The sequence below is a fragment of the Pantoea sp. Ap-870 genome (assembly GCF_011752515.1).
Taxonomy (GTDB): domain Bacteria; phylum Pseudomonadota; class Gammaproteobacteria; order Enterobacterales; family Enterobacteriaceae; genus Pantoea; species Pantoea dispersa.
Genome location: NZ_VWXG01000004.1, coordinates 237,532 through 254,730, shown reverse-complemented (window position 1 = coordinate 254,730; position 17,199 = coordinate 237,532). Strand labels below are relative to the sequence as shown.

Sequence of the window (17,199 nt, the reverse complement as noted above, 5' to 3'; positions counted from 1 at the left end):
CGGCATGCCACGAAATGTTAAATATGTTAATAGGTAATTTGGCTTTAGTAAGCTAAATCATTCTTTTATGTGAATTTTGCCGGTGTGCGCACATTGCAATGCCCGGTGGCTTTGCCACAATTAGGCAACGTGGCTATCCGGAGAAAGAGTATGTCTGCCCAATCTTCCAGTCTGCTGTTACTGATGTCTTTCGCCGCCGGTACCTTTTCCGCGGGATCGTCAGGTAACCCGCAGCATTTAATGTTATCGCTGCCGTCCGGCGGTGTACCCAATAATCCGCTGCCGCTGATCATCTGGCCGTGCGTGGTGCCGGAAGAGGAGGAGGACAGCGCGGCCTGGTTTGAAAAAACCTTTAGCGCCAGCGGCTGGCCTGCGGCGTGGCGCGCGCCGATTTTTCCTTACACCCACTATCATCCCAATACCCATGAAGTACTGGGCGTCGGCGCGGGCTGGGCGGAAGTGCTGTTTGGCGGCGACAGCGGCCGCATGGTGACGCTGCGTGAGGGGGATGCGGTGCTGATCCCGGCCGGCGTGGGCCATAAACAGGTGTTTGCCTCCGACGACTTTTTCACCGTTGGCGCCTATCCTGAAGGGATGTCACCGGAAACCGTGCGCGACGAACCCTCCCGGCTGCGCGCGTCGAAAGAGCAGATCCAGCGCGTGCCGCTGCCGGATCGCGACCCGTTTACCGGCGGCGAAGGAGCAATGACCGAAATCTGGCTGCCAGTGGCGCAGCAGCTGATGCACCAGTAAGGTGCAAGGCAACGATTATCCGGCGCGGCTCCGCTTTTGGGGCGCGCGTGCCGTTGCGGCGGCGGGCCTCTGGCACACTTTGTGCAGGAGAGAAGTCAGGTCCTCTGACAAGCGCCGGGTAAATCATGAAAGCACGCGACCAGATAGCATCAACCTTCTACGATGAGATGTTGCAGAGCGACGGTCAGCACCGCGCTCACTATCAGCATTACTGGGAATGGTTACAACAGGCGGACAAAGAGGCGGTGGCGCGTAAACGTGAAGAGGCAGAACTGCTGTTTCATCGCGTTGGCATCACCTTCAACGTCTACGGTGACGATGGCGGTGCCGAGCGGCTGATCCCGTTCGACAGCGTGCCGCGCATCATTCCTGCCAGCGAGTGGGCGATGCTGGAACGCGGCATCCGCCAGCGCGTTCAGGCGCTCAACGCCTTCCTGCACGATATCTACCATCAGCAATATATTCTCAAAGCCGGCATCGTGCCGGCCGAGCAGGTGCTGGTTAACGATCAGTATCAGCCCTGTATGCAGGATGTCGATCTGCATCGCCAGATCTACGCGCACATTACCGGTGTCGATATGGTACGCAACAGCGACGGCGACTATTACGTGCTGGAGGATAATCTGCGCACGCCGTCCGGCGTCTCCTACATGCTGGAAAACCGCAAAATGATGATGCGCCTCTATCCGGAGCTGTTTGCCGCGCAGCATATCGCGCCGGTGGAGCGTTATCCGTCGCACCTGCTGCAGACGCTGCGCGAAAGCTCGCCGGTTAACGATCCGGTGGTGGTGGTGCTGACGCCGGGACGCTTCAACAGCGCCTACTTCGAACACAGTTTTCTCGCCCAGCAGATGGGCGTGGAGCTGGTGGAGAGCGCCGATCTGTTTGTCAAAGACGGCGCGGTGCTGATGCGCACCACCGCCGGGCCGTGCAAAGTGGATGTGATCTATCGCCGCGTGGATGACGCCTTTCTCGATCCGCTCGCCTTCCGGCCGGATTCGATGCTCGGCGTGCCGGGATTACTGTCGGTATACCGATCCGGCAATGTGGTGCTGGCGAATGCGATCGGCACCGGCGTCGCCGATGACAAGTCGATCTACCCCTACGTGCCGGAAATGATCCGCTACTACCTTGATGAAGATCCGATCCTCAACAATGTGCCCACCTGGCAGTGCCGCAAGCCGCAGGATCTGAGCTACGTGCTGGCCAATCTGGCGCAGATGGTGGTGAAAGAGGTGCACGGTGCCGGCGGTTACGGCATGTTGATTGGCCCGGTCGCCAGCCAGCAGCAGCTGAGCGAGTTCCGCGAGCGGCTGCTGGCGCGGCCGGATAATTATATCGCCCAGGATACGCTGTCGCTCTCCACCTGCCCGACCTTTATCGACAACGGTCTGGCGCCGCGCCATATCGATCTGCGGCCTTTTGCGCTGTACGGCGCGGATATCCGGCTGGTGCCGGGCGGCCTGACGCGCGTGGCGCTGACCGAAGGCTCGCTGGTGGTGAACTCGTCGCAGGGCGGCGGCACCAAGGACACGTGGGTGCTGGAGGATGACACATCATGCTAAGCCGGACGGCCAGTGGCCTTTACTGGATGGCGCGCTATCTGGAGCGCGCAGAACAACTTGCCCGGGTGCTGGATGTGACCCATCGCCTGTCGCTGATGCCGGTGCGCAATCGTCAGGGCGACGAACTGCTGTTGCCGCTCAACCTGACCGGTACGCGTCAGCTGTTTGAAACCCTCAACGGGCGCTGCACCATGCCGCAGCTGTTCAACTTCTTCGCGCTGGATGAGCGTAACCCGAGCAGTATTTCAGCTGCTGGCAGGCGGCGTGGAACAACGCGCACGCGGTGCGCGGCAGCCTGTCATCCGAAGTGTGGGAAAGTATTAACTCGACGTGGATTGAGATGCGCAACACGCGCCGCCGCGGCATCTCGCCGGCCGGTGCCGACAGCTTCTTCGACTGGGTGAAAGAGCGTTCGCATCTGTTTCGCGGCGCGATGTCCGGTACGCTGCTGCGCGGCGATGCGCTGCGTTTTATCCGGCTTGGCACGCTGATGGAGCGCAGCGACGGCACCGCGCGGCTGCTGAGCGTTAACCAGCAGCTGCTGGAGCAGCATCCCGACACGGTACGGGAATATTACTGCCTCGATAGCCTGCTGCGCGCGGTGTCAGCGCGCGAGGCCTACAACGCCATCTTTAAGCAGCAGCTGATGCCGCCGCTGGTCAACGAAATGCTGATCCTGCGCAGCGAAAGTCCGCGCTCGCTGCACTCCTGCATTGAAGAGATCGCCAGCCAGCTGGAGCAGATTGGCAGCAGCGGCGAGGATCGCCCGCGCTATCTCAGTACGGTCCTGCTGGCGGAGATGCGCTTCAGCACCTGGGAAAGCCTGACGCGCGACGGCCTGCAGCCGTGGCTGGACCATTTTCTCAGCCGCATCAACGCGCTGGCGGAGAGCATCAATCACACCTATCTGGAGGCGAAATGAGACTGAATATTGAGCATAAAACCTGGTACGCCTATGAGCAGCAGGTAAAACTCAGCACCCAGTATCTGCGCCTGACGCCGCAGAATTCGGTGCACCAGCAGGTGCTGTCGTGGCAGCTCGATCTGCCGTGTGAGGCGACGCGCACGCTGGATGCCTATGGCAACGTGCTGCACGTGCTGACGCTGGACAGGCCGCATCAGCTGCTGGAAATAGCCGCGCGCGGCGTGGTCGAGATTCTGGATGCCAGCGAGCTGGCGCCGGATCCGCAATCGACGCTGTCGCCGCTGGTGTTTCTGCGCGCCACGCCGCTGACCCAGCCGGACGGGGCAATCCGCGACTTCGCCCGGCGTTACTGGCAGGCGGAAAAACCGCTCGCCAGCCTGGAAAAACTAATGGACGAGCTGCTGCTGAAAATGCCGTACCAGCCCGGCAGCACGCAGGTGAGCGACAGCGCGGCGAAAGTGTTTGCTGCCGGCAGCGGCGTTTGCCAGGATCACAGCCACGTGTTTCTCGCCTGCTGTCGCAGCCTGGGGATCCCGGCGCGCTACGTCAGTGGCTATCTGTATACTGACAACGTTGAACACGTTGCTACCCACGCCTGGGTTGAAGCCTGGCTGGATGGCAGTTGGCACAGCTTTGATATCACCAATAACACGCGCAGTACGCGGCAGCATTTGCGGCTGGCGGTGGGCGTCGACTATCTCGATGCCTGTCCGGTGCGCGGCATTCGTCTGGGCGGCGGCGGTGAAGATATGCTGGCGGTGGCTGCGGTGCAACAGGTGCACGGGCAGCAGTAATCGGAACAGGCGTAACTATGACTTATTGTGTGGCAATGCGTTTATCGGCCGGGATGATTTTTGTCTCGGATTCACGCACCAATGCGGGCGTGGATCATATCTCCTCGTTTCGCAAACTGCATGTGTTTCAGGTGGATGATGAGCGCACGCTGGTGCTGCAAAGCGCCGGCAATCTGGCGACGACGCAGAGCGTGATGAGCCTGCTGCGGCGCAACTGCAACGACAGCGAACAACCCAATCTGCTTAACGGGCGTTCGCTGTACGACATTGCGCTGCTGGTGGGCGCCACGCTGCGTGAAGTGATAGCGCGCGACGGCGAGGAGTTTGGCGGCACGCTGCTGCTGGGCGGGCAGATTCGCGGCGAAGAGCCGCGGCTGTTCCAGATCTATCCGCAGGGCAACTTTATTGAAGCCAGCGTCGACACGCCGTACTTCCAGATTGGTGAGAGCAAATACGGTAAGCCAATTATTGACCGCGTGCTGCGCTATGAGACCTCGCTCAGCCAGGCGATGCAGTGTGCGCTGATCTCCATGGATTCGACGCTGGCGAGTAACATCTCCGTCGGCCTGCCGCTCGACGCGATGGTTTACCACAGCGACAGCTTTAGCGACAGCGAGCAGTACCACATCACCGAACAGCATCCCTACTTTTCCCAGATCCGCCAGCTGTGGAGCAAAGGGTTGCTGAGCGTATTCTCTCAGCTGCCGCCGCTCAAGCTCTGACCTGCTGCCCGGTCGTCACGCTGGCGGACCGGGCCGGGTTTGACTCACACCAGCTCATTGGCGCGCGCCGCCGTATTAATTCCGCTAATCCCTTTCAGGCCGAGCTTACGCAGAATTTTAATTTTATAAGTGCTGATGGTTTTACTGCTCAGCTGTAATTGTGAGGCGATCTCTTTATTACTCATCCCGGAGGCCAGTTTCACCAGCACAATCAATTCGCGGCGCGTTAAACTCATCAATTTCTCGCTTTCAATCAGCTCGGCGGCATCCGCTGCACTGTGCGTGACCGGATAAAAACGTTTTCCGCGCTCGACTTCTTTTATTGCTGTCAATAAAGTTTCCAAATCGCCGCGTTTACACACATAGCCTTCTACCCCTAACTGCAGGCAACAGCGTTGATAAAACAGGCTTTCTGAGGCGGTAAAAACAATGATTTTTTGCTGCGGCAAAATACGTTTAATGTCGGCAATCAGCGGAATGCCCGCGCGGCCGGGCATGGTCAGGTCCAGCAGCACCACGTCTGGCTGCGCATGATGTAATTCGCTAATCAATAAATCGCCTTTGTTGGCAATGCCCGCAACCGAATAGTCATAAGCGTGCAGCAGTGCCTGAATACCCGCACAGATTAATGGGTGGTCATCAACTATAAATACCGAATGAATCATATGTGTAGTCCAAAAATAAACAAAAAAAGAACGCAAGGAATAAACACCGATGAAAATTCATTAGCAGAGGTGTGACCAGATTAATTCACGGGTCTTAAGAATAAGATTTAAGTCCTGTCTGGAAAATTCTCATTTAAGGTAAAATTGACTTTTTTATGCGCCAGCACAAAGCGCGCCGATACTTTTTCCTGTCCGCATCTGCCGTGGTCATAAATCTGAAAACAAGCCGTTTTAACGTCAGGGGAATAAACCGCTGCGTATAAAAAGGTGCACCATGTTTTCCGTTGATCAGCTTCTCAATACTTACTGGCCAGGCCAGCAGCCAGCGCACTGGCAGAAAAGCCTGCTGAAGTGGGCGGTGCGTGAACAGGAGTTTCAGGACTTTGCCCAGCGCTATCCGCATCTGAAAGGGGTGGATATGGTGGAGCAGGTGCTGGAACACCTGGATGTGCGCTGTGAGCTCAGCGAACGCGACCTTGAACAGATCCCGACGCACGGGCCAGTGGTGATCGTCGCCAACCATCCGCTTGGCGCGCTGGACGGCCTGGCGCTGCTGGCAGCGGTATCGCAGGTGCGGCGCGACGTGAAAATCGTTGCCAACCGCATGCTGATGATGCTGGAACCCATCAACAACCTGATGCTGCCGGTGGATAACATGGGCAACCGCACCAGCCGCGAGCAGCTGACGCGCATGCAGCAGCATCTCGACAACCAGGGCGCGCTGATCATCTTCCCGGCCGGTGAAGTCTCGCGCCTGTCCAGCCGCGGCGTGCGTGACCGTCACTGGCACCACAGTTTTCTGCGCCTGGCCGCCCGCGCCCGCGCGCCGCTGGTTCCGGTGCACGTGGTAGGACGTAACAGCCTGGCGTTTTACGCCGCGGCGAAGGTGGCGGCACCGCTGGCACTGCTGATGCTGGTGCGCGAAATGTTCCGCCAGCGCGGCACGCGCATCAAACTGCATATCGGCGAACAGATTCCCTTCGCCAACTGGCACGATGGCCATACGCCGGGCAAAGAGCTGGCGAAGCGGCTGCGCAAGCATCTGTACCGCATCGGCCAGGGACGGCGCGGTCTGTTTCTTACTGAAGCCGCCATCGCCCGCCCGGAAGATCGCGCTGAGTTGAAAAAAGCGTTGCTGGAGAGTGAACGGCTCGGGACGCTGCCGGACGGCAAACAGATCTATTTGTGGCGGCGCAACGGGGCCAGCTGGGTGCCGCTGCTGCGTGAACTGGGCCGGCTGCGCGAAATCGCTTTCCGCGCGGTGGGCGAGGGCAGCGGCCGGCGGCGCGATCTCGACAAGTATGACGATGATTACTATCACCTGATTTTGTGGGATGACGAGGCGCTGGAGATTGTCGGGGCCTACCGCTTTATTCCCGGCGCCGAGCAGCTGGCGCGGCGCGGGCTGCAGGGCATCTACAGCGACAGCCTGTTCCACTATGACGAGCGCATGCTGCCGATTATTCAGCAGGGGCTGGAACTGGGGCGCAGCTTCATTCAGCCGGCCTACTGGGGCAAGCGCGGGCTGGATTATTTATGGATGGGCATCGGCGCTTACATTGCGCGCTATCCGCAGACGCGCTACCTGTTTGGCCCGGTATCAATCTCCGGCACCATGCCGCTGGCGGCACGCGATCTGCTGGTGGCGTTTTACCGTCTCTACTTTCCGACCGATCTGCCGCTGGCTAAATCGCGCCGCCCTTATCCGGCGTCGCTGCCGGAGGTGCTGGCGCAGTTCACCGGCGATAACTACGCCGACGATTTGCGGCGTCTCAAGCATTTGCTGGCTAATCTCGGTACCGCGATTCCGACGCTGTACAAACAGTATTCGGAAGTGTGCGAGCCGGGCGGCGTGCAGTTTATCGATTTCGGCAGCGATCCGGATTTCAATCACTGCATTGATGGTCTGGTGCTGGTCGATCTGTCACGCGTGAAACCCGCACGTTATGAGCGCTATATCGGCATGCATTTAACCTGAACGCGCCAGATGACGTCAGTTAATGCCACCTGACAGCACGCCGCCGGAGAATCTCCGCGCGGCGTGCTGTCAACTTTGCGCAATAAATCCACTATCCCACTGAACATTTTCTCGCCACTGCCGATAACCACACTACCAACTTTTGTCTGCGGATGATTTGCGCTTGTAAGCGATGCGCTTTTGCGTTTAAGTCTGCCTGAAGATTAAGAATTATCTTAACTGCGCATCGAGACCAGGCCAGCATAGGCGAACAACAATGAACAATAACTCAGACGTAATGTACCGGCTACTGGTGCAGAGCGTGGTGGATTACGCCATCTACATGATTAAGCCGGATGGCACGGTGGCTAACTGGAACATCGGGGCGCAACGCGCCAAAGGCTATACCCCCGAAGAGATTGTCGGGAAGAATTTTGCGCTGTTTTACAGTGAAGAGGATCGGCGCAACGGCGCGCCGCAGCGCGGTCTGGCCATCGCCACCGCCACCGGGCGCTATGAAACCGAAGGCTGGCGCTATCGCAAGGACGGCAGCGCCTTCTGGGCGCACGTGGTGATCGACGCCATCCGCGATGAGTACGGCGAATTGCTGGGCTTTGCCAAAATCACCCGCGACTGCACCGAACAGCAGGCGCAGCAGCGTAAACAACAGGAACAGGAGCAGCGTTTCCGTTTATTGGTTGAAGGCGTAACGGACTACGCCATCTACATGCTCGACCTTGACGGCAACGTCGAAAACTGGAACGCCGGCGCGCAGCGCGCCAAAGGCTATGTGGCTGAAGAGATTGTCGGCCAGCACTTCTCGCGCTTCTACAGCGCACAGGATCGCCTGAACCATATCCCGGAACGCAACCTGACCACCGCGTTTAAAACCGGTCGCTTTGAAGACGAAGGCTGGCGCTATCGCAAAGATGGCAGCGCCTTCTGGGCGCACGTGATCATCGATGCGATTCGCGATGACGCCGGCAAACTGATCGGCTATGCCAAAATCACCCGCGACTGCACCGAACAGCAGGCGCTGCTGCGCAAGCAGCGTGAATACGAGAAAACCTTCCGCCTGTTAGTGGAAGGCGTGACGGATTACGCCATCTACATGCTGGATTTACAGGGCCGGGTGGTGAACTGGAACGCCGGCGCGCAGCGCGCCAAAGGCTACATGGCTGACGAGATCGTGGGCCAGCACTTCTCCGTGTTCTACGGCTCACCGGAACGTCAGGCGCGTACGCCGGATGCCAATCTGGGCATCGCGCTGAAAACCGGTCGCTTTGAGGACGAGGGCTGGCGCTACCGCAAAGACGGCTCCGCCTTCTGGGCGCATGTGGTGATTGACGCGATTCATGATGAAGAGGGCAAAATGATCGGCTTCGCCAAGATCACCCGCGACGTCACCGAGCGGCGTGAGCACGAGCAGCAGCTGCTGCGTGCGCGCGATCTGGCGCAGGCGCAGAGCGCCAAAATGTCGGAGCTTTCCGGCTTCCTCGACACCATCATCAGCAACATTCCCTCCTGCGTGATCGTCGAAGACGCCATCAGCCGCGAAATCCTGATGGTCAATGACAAAGCCGAGCAGCTGTTTGGCTTCAGTAAGTCGCTGATTATGCATAAGCGGCCGCACGAATGTATGTCGGCGGAACTGAGTGATTACTTCAACAGCCTGGCGGATATCGCGCTGCGCAGCGAAGGCATCCACACGCGCGAGCAGCTCTTGCTGACCGCTGGCGGTGAGCGGGTGCTGCACACGCGCGCCACCACCATCAGCGGCAAAGACATGCGGCAGAATTACGTGATGCTGATTGTGGAGGACGTCACCGATCAGCGCGAAGCCGATGCGCGCATTCGTCATATGGCGCATCACGATAATCTTACCAGCCTGCCGAACCGCATCCTGTTTCGCCAGAAGCTGAGCGAGGCGCTGCGTGTCGATCAGCAGCAGGGCCAGACCAGCGCCACGCTGTGTCTCGATCTGGATAACTTCAAGAACGTGAACGATGCGCTGGGGCATCAAATCGGTGACGATCTGCTGCGGGTGGTGGCGAAGCGGCTGCGCAGCGTACTGCGCGATCAGGACACGCTGGCGCGCATCGGCGGCGATGAGTTTGCCATCGTGCTGCCTAACGTGCGGAATGCCGATGAGGCCGCGATTGTGGCGCAGCGCCTGATCGAGGCGATCCGCCCGCCGGTGAATGTTGAAGGCCACAACCTGTCGGTCGGGCTGAGCGTCGGCATTGCGCTGACCTCGCAGGCCACCAATACGCCGGAACATATGCTGCGCTGCGCCGACATGGCGCTGTATGAAGCCAAGCGTAACGGCCGTAACCGCTATGAGCACTTTACGCTGGAGATGGATAATGTGGCGCGCAGCCGCCGGGTGATCGAGAACGATCTGCGCGAGGCGATCACCGGACGGCAGCTCAAGCTCTACTATCAGCCGATCACCAACGAGACCGGCATCATTGGTTATGAGGCGCTGATGCGCTGGCATCATCCGATCAAAGGATTGATCATGCCGAATGACTTCATTCCGATTGCCGAAGAGACCGGGCTGATCCATATGCTCGGCGCCTATGCGCTGTACGAAGCCTGCCGCGAGGCGCAGAGCTGGGAAACCGAACAGTCGGTGTCGGTCAACCTGTCGCCGCTGCAGTTTAAGAACAGCTCGCTGGTGTCGGTGGTGGAGGGCGCGCTGCGCGAATCCGGCCTGGCACCGCATCGGCTGGAGGTGGAGATCACCGAATCGGTGCTGCTGGATGATACGCTCGGCAATATCCGTACGCTGCAGAGTCTGAAAACGCTGGGCGTGCAGATTGCGCTCGACGACTTCGGCACCGGCTACTCGTCGCTCAGCTATCTGCGTTCGTTCCCGTTCGATAAGATCAAAATCGACAAGTCATTTATCAATGATATGGGCGACAGCCGCGAGGCGCTGGCGATCATCCGCGCGATTACCGGCATGAGCCGCAGCCTGGATATTCAGATCACCGCTGAGGGCGTGGAGAGTAATGAGCAGTTTGTCCGGCTGCGCGAAGAGGGCTGTACGCTGTTTCAGGGCTACCTGTTTGGCCGGCCACAGCCGTCGGAGCTCAGACTGAAGGCGCTGGAGTAAGCACAAAAAAACGCCCGACAGGGTCGGGCGTTGTGCATGCTGCTGTGCATAATCTTTATTATTTTTACTGGCCGTGGCCTTCGACGTTCATGCGGCCCAGATCTTTGTCCACCAGGAACAGACCTTCGCCTTTGTTGCCCACCAGCGCCAGTTTGTCCAGCACGGTTTTGAACAGCTTCTCTTCTTCGTGCTGCTCGGCAACGTACCACTGCAGGAAGTTAAAGGTGGAGTAATCCTGCGAAGTCAGCGCGGCGTGAACCAGCTCGTTGATTTTGCTGGTGATCAGCTGCTCGTGCTTCAGCGCTTCTTCCAGTACGTCATTCAGCGAGGTCCAGCTTATCGCCGGCGCGGCGATGCTGCCCAGCACCGGCAGTGAACCGGCATCGCTGACGTAATCAAACAGCTTCTGCATATGCTGCATCTCTTCGCGCGAGTGCATTTTCAGGAAGGAGGCGGCACCTTCGAAGCCTTTGTCGCTGCACCAGGCACTCATCTGCAGATAGAGGTTGGCGGAGAAGAATTCGAGATTGAGCTGGTCGTTCAGGCGTGAGGTCATTTCAGCGGTTAACATGGCTGAGTCCTTTTTAATTTGTCAGGTGAAGTACGGCGAATTATGCATCAATCTATACTTTTTTGTGAAGGTTTTTTCGTAAAAAAGTTGAATTTATCTTATTGATTATAAATGGAATTATTCCGCTAGTTGAATGCGAAGAATTCTCAACTTTGACTAATTTTCATTCACAGTCCGCAGCACTGTTTTAGTGCAGCTGTGTTGCCTGCTGGCGGTGCAGCGCACAACCGCACCGATCACTTCTTCGCCAGTCAACCCGCCGATAAAATAAGCACTGGCGCGACCGGCAATAAACCTGGCACAGCGATATAAACGCTTATTCCGGCTGCTGCTTGTTACTGAACAAAATTAGCCATAGCGAAATTAAAGAAAGTGCGCGTTGGCATAAATCCTGCTTGGTTAATAGTTCCGTATATTGCAACCACGTCTGGCAGAAATAGGGCCAGCAGGAGAAAAGATGTCTGAAGAAAAAATCATGGCCGCGCCACAATCGGTCACGGCGAGCGCCGGAAATTATCTCGCGCTGATACTGGCAATACTGTTTTTTTCCGGTTTGCTTTATAAGGTCGAAGGCTTTAGCTGGCTGGGCGCGTTTGATTTCACCACGCTGGGCGGCATCTTTGGCACCATCAAAGAGTCAGGTTCCACCTTTCTCGGCGCCGGTGGCATCAGCGCCAAAGCCGGCTTCCTGTTCGCGCTGTCGCTGGCACCCACTGTGATGCTGGCGCTGGGCGTGCTGGAGATTTTCACCCACTACGGCGCGATTCGTGCCGCCCACACGCTGCTGACGCCACTGCTGAAACCGCTGATGGGGTTGCCGGGACGCTGCGGCCTGGCGCTGATTACCGATCTGCAAAGTACCGATGCCGGCGCGGCGCTCACCAAAGAGATGGCGGATCAGCAGCAAATCGGTAAAAAAGAGCTGGTGGTGATGAGCGCCTGGCAATATTCCGGTGCCGGACTGATCAATAATTATTTTGCCATTGGCTCGGCGCTATTTGCGTCCATGAGTGCACCAATCATTATTCCGCTGCTGCTGATGTTTGTGCTGAAATTCGTCGGTGCGGCATTTGTCCGTTTTGTGTTAAACAGTGTTTATAAAAAGGATTTTGCTGATGTCAAATAACGTACAGACGCGGGTCAATAATAATCCGTTTGATATTTTTATTGTCGGCGCGCGTAAAGGCTTCCATATTGCTATTCACAATCTGATGCCCAATGTGGTGATGGCCTACGTACTGGCGGAAGTGCTGAATCTGCTCGGCATCATGCAGTTTCTTGGTCACGCGTTTGCGCCGCTGATGGGAATTTTCGGTTTGCCCGGCGAGGCGATCACCGTGCTGCTGACTGCGTGGCTGTCATCCTCGGCCAGCGTCGGGGTGGCGGTGAGCCTGATGGCGAAAGGCTTGCTGAGCGGTACCGACATCACCATCCTCGCACCGGCGATTTTTCTCATGGGTTCGCAGTTGCAGTACATGGGCCGCCTGCTGGGCGTTGCTGATGTGCCGAAAAAATACTGGCCGCTGCTGATGCTCACCAGCATTATCAATGCGGTTATCGCTATGTTCGTGATGCGTTTTTTTGTTTAGGAGCGAAACGGTGTCCAGAGTTCTCGATCACTACCATTTTCTGCATGAAATCCCCGAGCTGGGGTTTCAGGAAGTTAAAACCTCGGCCTACATCGCCGGCCAGCTGGAACAGGCTGGCATTAAGGTCACGCGCGGCATCAACCAGACCACCGGCATCGTGGCGGAGATCGACAGCGGCGTGCCGGGCCCGGTGCTGGCATTGCGCGCCGACATGGATGCGCTCGGGCATGTGATCGACGGCGTTGCCTGCGCCCGCCATACCTGCGGCCATGACGGCCACTCGTCGGTGGTGCTGACCGCCGCGCAGGAGTTGCTGCAGGAAGGCGCTATTAACAAAGGGCGGCTGAAGCTACTGTTCCAGCCGGCTGAAGAGCTGGGGGCCGGCGCGCTGGCGATGATTGAGGGCGGCGCGCTGGATGACGTGGAGATGATCCTCGGCTTCCATTTGCGCCCGCTGGAGGAGTGCCAGGTCGGGCAGGCGACGCCTGCGGTGATCTATTCAGCGTGCAGCACGCTGGAGGCCACCATTAAAGGTGTTCCGGCCCATGCCGCGCGACCGCATCTCGGCGTCAACGCGCTTGATGCGGCAGTCCAGGCGGTGCAGGCGGTGAACAGCATTCATCTGGCACCGGGCCTCACCTGGAGCGTAAAAGCGACGCGCTTCCTGTGCGACGCCGGCGTGACCAACTCGGTGCCGGACGAGGCGCGCGTGGTGTGGGATCTGCGTTCGCAGGAGAACGCGCCGATGGAACTGCTCAAAGAGAAAGTCAGCCAGGCGATTCAGCACAGCGTGGCCGCGCTGGGCGCAACCGCTGAAGTGGTGGTGCTGAAAGAGATGCCGGCGGCGGAAATTGATGCCGATGCCACCGCGCTGCTGAGCGCCGCGATTGTCGATGTGCTCGGCGAGCAGGGATTACTGGCGGCGAAAACCACGCCGGGCAGCGAGGATTTCTTCTACTATCCGGTGAAAAATCCGCAGGTGAAAGCCGGTTTCTGGGGGCTGGGAACCAATCTGGTGCCAGGACTGCACCATCCGCAGATGCGCTTTGAGCTGAGTTCGCTAGAGATCGGCGTGAAGATCTTCAAGGCGGCGGTGGTGCGCATGCTGGGATAACGCGCCTCAGCGCGCGCCCGCGCCTACGGTCTGGTTCCACACCATCTCATCAAGCAAAATCGAGCTGTGCTGGCTGGTCTCAATCACCAGTGAGACCGGCTTCATGCCAGCGAAGCAGAACACTTCGTGGCGCTTTTTGCTGGCGTTCAGGCGACGAAACGCCACGATGCGTCCGGCACGGTTGTAGAAGCGCACTTCGCTAAAGTAGGTGTTGAGACCGATGTAGCTCAGCACTAAGTCGTGCAGCGGCGGCAGATCAAATTTCACCAGCGTCTGCCGCTCAATCACCAGCGCACACTTGTCACTGTCGGCGTGATACGGTGCTAACGACACCGCGCCCCGGCGGGCAGTGACCGACAGCGCGGCGTCCAGCATGTACGGATACTCCGGGACAAAATGCTGACCGGCAGAAAAACCGGGGCGCGGCGTGAGCAGATAATGCAGGTGCGCCGGCAGGCTGCTGCGGGAAAAATCAGCGCGGCCAGTGGCAGGCACGCCTGGGTTATCCGGCGCGTTGATCAGCAGCATCTCGCAGGGTTTGCGGTACATCTGCGCGGGCGACGACAGGGCGGCGTTTCGGTGCGACGGGCTGTAGGTTTGTGGGTTAAGCTGTAGAGTCATTTTGCTGTCCTTGCCGGGGTGACGGTTCCGGACAGGCATTCTCAGCCAGACATCGCTTAGTGTTTACAAGACATGTCCTGAACTGCGCGAGCATCGTCTCATCCTGCCGCAGATTCCCCCGCCTGCTGAAATATTGTATGCTATGCCGCCTCAATGCTGATGGGATAACCGGACTGCCGCCAATGTAGATCGCACACACCCTGCTGTGACCCGACGCGCATGCGTCGCCATTGGCACCGTTATCCGCCGGACTGGCTCCGGAATGATTTATTCGCAGCGCGCCGCTCGCGCGTTGCCCTGAAGAAGAATTCACTCATGTCTATTGCTCCCTTTTTAGAAGAAGTGGCGCGCCGCCGTACCTTTGCGATCATCTCGCACCCGGACGCCGGTAAAACCACAATCACCGAAAAAGTCCTGCTGTTCGGACAGGCGATCCAGACCGCCGGTACCGTTAAAGGTCGCGGCTCCAGCCAGCATGCCAAATCAGACTGGATGGAGATGGAGAAGCAGCGCGGTATCTCCATCACCACCTCGGTGATGCAGTTCCCCTATCGCGACAGCCTGGTTAACCTGCTGGATACCCCCGGGCACGAAGACTTCTCGGAAGACACCTACCGTACGCTGACGGCGGTGGACTGCTGCCTGATGGTGATCGACGCCGCGAAAGGGGTTGAGGATCGTACCCGCAAGCTGATGGAAGTGACCCGTCTGCGCGACACGCCGATCATCACCTTTATGAACAAACTGGACCGCGACATTCGCGATCCGATGGAACTGCTGGATGAGGTCGAGAGCGAGCTGAAAATCGCCTGCGCCCCGATCACCTGGCCGATTGGCTGCGGCAAGCTGTTCAAAGGCGTGTATCACCTCTACAACGATGAAACTTACCTGTATCAGAGCGGCAAAGGCCACACGATTCAGGAAGTGCGCGTGGTAAAAGGGCTGGCGAATCCGGAACTGGACGCGGCCGTCGGCGAAGAGCTGGCGCAGCAGCTGCGTGACGAGCTGGAGCTGGTGCAGGGCGCATCGCACGAGTTCGACAAAGAGCTGTTCCTGAGCGGCGAAATTACGCCGGTGTTCTTCGGTACCGCGCTGGGCAACTTTGGCGTCGATCATATGCTGGATGGACTGGTTGCCTGGGCGCCGGCACCGATGCCGCGCCAGACCGATACCCGCAAAGTCGAAGCCAAAGAGGAGAAGTTCAGCGGCTTCGTGTTTAAGATTCAGGCCAACATGGACCCGAAACACCGTGACCGCGTGGCCTTTATGCGCGTGGTGTCCGGCAAATATGAAAAGGGCATGAAACTGCGTCAGGTGCGTACCGGTAAAGATGTGGTGATCTCCGACGCGCTGACCTTCATGGCGGGCGACCGTTCGCACGTTGAAGAAGCTTATCCGGGCGATATCATCGGCCTGCATAACCACGGCACCATCCAGATTGGCGACACCTTCACCCAGGGCGAAACCATGAAGTTCACCGGTATTCCGAACTTCGCCCCGGAACTGTTCCGTCGCATTCGCCTGCGCGATCCGCTGAAGCAGAAACAGCTGCTGAAAGGGCTGGTCCAGCTGTCGGAAGAGGGCGCCGTGCAGGTGTTCCGTCCGGTGCACAACAACGATCTGATCGTGGGTGCGGTGGGCGTGCTGCAGTTTGATGTGGTCGTGGCGCGTCTTAAGAGCGAGTACAACGTTGAGGCGATTTACGAGGCCATCAACGTGTCGACCGCCCGCTGGGTTGAATGCAGCGACGCGAAGAAGTTCGACGACTTCCAGCGCAAAAACGAGATCAACCTGGCGCTCGATGGCGGTGACAACCTCACCTATATCGCCCCGACCATGGTCAACCTCAACATCACGCAGGAGCGCTATCCTGACGTGACCTTCCGTAAAACGCGCGAACACTAAGTTCGCCGTTCCGACCGGGCTGTCACTTTGTGCGGCCCGGTTTTCTCCGATACAGACTCCTCTTAATTGCGCTGCGGTTATCGCTTTTTGGCGAGATATCAACCACAAAAGCCAGCAAAAGCTGTAATCCCTACTATGATTATTCTGTCGGACGAGAAAACGGACCTGTGGGTCTGATTACGTCCATCACGCAGCAACGTGGTGTGTTGCTGGCGCATTCGCGGTTGCGAGTGGGTTAACTGATAGAAGGATGATATCGATGAATAAGACTAAGATTGCTAAAACCCTGATTGCTGCACTGGCCAGTACTGCGCTGTTAAGCGGCGCGGCAATGGCGGCTGATACCAGCAGCAGCGCGGGTTCCAAAATCGATAGTTCTATGAAAAAAGTCGATGGCTTTATGGATGACAGCGGCATCACCGCCAAAGCCAAAGCCGCGCTGGTGGACGATGAAGCGATTAAAAGTACGGATATCTCCGTTAAAACGCAGCAGGGCGTGGTGACGCTGAGCGGTTTTGTCACCTCGCAGGACCAGGCCGAGAAGGCTGTGGCGCTGGTGCAGAAGGTGGAAGGGGTTAAATCCGTCAGCGACAAACTACACGTCAGAGACAGCAAACAGAGTTCATTGAAAGGTTATGCAGGTGATGCAGCAACCACCAGTGAAATAAAAGCTAAACTTTTAGCAGATGACATTGTGCCATCGCGCAACGTGAAGGTGGAAACCACCGATGGCGTGGTACAGCTGTCCGGGGAAGTGGCGAATCAGGCCCAGTCCGATCGGGCTGAGAAGATCGCCAAAGCCATTGAAGGCGTGAAAAGCGTGAAGAATGACCTCAAGGTGAAATCTTAACGCAACCGGAACGGCATCACCAACGGTGCCGTTCCGTATTAAAAACA

General features: G+C 58.0%; 14 protein-coding genes and 1 pseudogene. 12 read left to right on the top strand and 3 right to left on the bottom strand.

The window, feature by feature from the left end:
* Positions 1-150 precede the first annotated feature (150 nt).
* From F3J41_RS12325 to F3J41_RS12305, 5 genes and pseudogenes are all read left to right on the top strand, one after another.
* Positions 151-753: a hypothetical protein gene (locus tag F3J41_RS12325; protein ID WP_021507674.1), complete on the top strand. Its 603-nt coding sequence runs from the start codon at positions 151-153 to the stop codon at positions 751-753.
* 125 nt (positions 754-878) lie between these two features.
* Positions 879-2,318 carry a circularly permuted type 2 ATP-grasp protein gene (locus F3J41_RS12320; RefSeq protein WP_058770669.1) on the top strand — a complete coding sequence of 480 codons (1,440 nt, stop codon included), beginning with the start codon at positions 879-881 and terminating at the stop codon, positions 2,316-2,318.
* Positions 2,312-3,240, top strand: a pseudogene (locus F3J41_RS12315) (alpha-E domain-containing protein). Before F3J41_RS12320 ends, F3J41_RS12315 begins: the two are co-directional and overlap by 7 nt.
* Positions 3,237-4,037, top strand: coding sequence for a transglutaminase family protein (locus F3J41_RS12310; protein WP_058759558.1), 801 nt, complete (start codon positions 3,237-3,239; stop codon positions 4,035-4,037). The pseudogene F3J41_RS12315 and the gene F3J41_RS12310 overlap by 4 nt, the downstream one beginning before the upstream one ends.
* Positions 4,038-4,054: 17 nt before the next feature.
* On the top strand, positions 4,055-4,759 hold the full coding sequence (locus F3J41_RS12305) for a proteasome-type protease (protein ID WP_031279727.1): 705 nt from the start codon (positions 4,055-4,057) through the stop codon (positions 4,757-4,759).
* A 44-nt stretch (positions 4,760-4,803) separates the two neighbouring features.
* Here the strand turns inward: F3J41_RS12305 and F3J41_RS12300 are convergent, their stop codons facing one another.
* Complete coding sequence (locus F3J41_RS12300; protein WP_233209825.1) at positions 4,804-5,460, bottom strand: response regulator transcription factor; 657 nt, start codon at positions 5,458-5,460, stop codon at positions 4,804-4,806.
* A gap of 238 nt (positions 5,461-5,698) precedes the next feature.
* On the opposite strand from F3J41_RS12300, the gene F3J41_RS12295 reads away from it, so the two are divergent.
* Both F3J41_RS12295 and F3J41_RS12290 read left to right on the top strand, forming a co-directional pair.
* The gene (locus tag F3J41_RS12295) at positions 5,699-7,402 is read left to right on the top strand and encodes a lysophospholipid acyltransferase family protein (RefSeq protein WP_021507668.1); all 1,704 of its coding nucleotides are present in this window, start codon (positions 5,699-5,701) and stop codon (positions 7,400-7,402) included.
* 256 nt (positions 7,403-7,658) lie between these two features.
* Positions 7,659-10,502, top strand: coding sequence for a bifunctional diguanylate cyclase/phosphodiesterase (locus F3J41_RS12290; protein ID WP_058759557.1), 2,844 nt, complete (start codon positions 7,659-7,661; stop codon positions 10,500-10,502).
* A 64-nt stretch (positions 10,503-10,566) separates the two neighbouring features.
* Here the strand turns inward: F3J41_RS12290 and ftnA are convergent, their stop codons facing one another.
* Entirely contained in the window at positions 10,567-11,073 is a 507-nt protein-coding gene (ftnA, locus tag F3J41_RS12285; protein WP_125309428.1) for a non-heme ferritin, read from the bottom strand.
* A 457-nt stretch (positions 11,074-11,530) separates the two neighbouring features.
* On the opposite strand from ftnA, the gene F3J41_RS12280 reads away from it, so the two are divergent.
* The 3 genes from F3J41_RS12280 to F3J41_RS12270 are packed head-to-tail and all read left to right on the top strand — an operon-like array spanning position 11,531 to position 13,776.
* Entirely contained in the window at positions 11,531-12,199 is a 669-nt protein-coding gene (locus F3J41_RS12280; RefSeq protein ID WP_166711286.1) for a nucleoside recognition domain-containing protein, read from the top strand.
* Positions 12,189-12,662, top strand: a complete 474-nt coding sequence (locus F3J41_RS12275) for a YjiG family protein (RefSeq protein WP_021507664.1) — start codon at positions 12,189-12,191, stop codon at positions 12,660-12,662. Before F3J41_RS12280 ends, F3J41_RS12275 begins: the two co-directional genes overlap by 11 nt.
* A 10-nt stretch (positions 12,663-12,672) precedes the next feature.
* Positions 12,673-13,776: a M20 peptidase aminoacylase family protein gene (locus tag F3J41_RS12270; protein WP_166711284.1), complete on the top strand. Its 1,104-nt coding sequence runs from the start codon at positions 12,673-12,675 to the stop codon at positions 13,774-13,776.
* 6 nt (positions 13,777-13,782) lie between these two features.
* Here the strand turns inward: F3J41_RS12270 and F3J41_RS12265 are convergent, their stop codons facing one another.
* The gene (locus F3J41_RS12265) at positions 13,783-14,397 is read right to left on the bottom strand and encodes a hypothetical protein (RefSeq protein ID WP_153010131.1); all 615 of its coding nucleotides are present in this window, start codon (positions 14,395-14,397) and stop codon (positions 13,783-13,785) included.
* 315 nt (positions 14,398-14,712) lie between these two features.
* On the opposite strand from F3J41_RS12265, the gene prfC reads away from it, so the two are divergent.
* Positions 14,713-16,302, top strand: a complete 1,590-nt coding sequence (gene prfC / locus F3J41_RS12260) for a peptide chain release factor 3 (RefSeq protein ID WP_021507661.1) — start codon at positions 14,713-14,715, stop codon at positions 16,300-16,302.
* Positions 16,303-16,561: 259 nt separating this feature from the next.
* Positions 16,562-17,152: a molecular chaperone OsmY gene (gene osmY / locus F3J41_RS12255; protein WP_166711282.1), complete on the top strand. Its 591-nt coding sequence runs from the start codon at positions 16,562-16,564 to the stop codon at positions 17,150-17,152.
* Positions 17,153-17,199 lie beyond the last annotated feature (47 nt).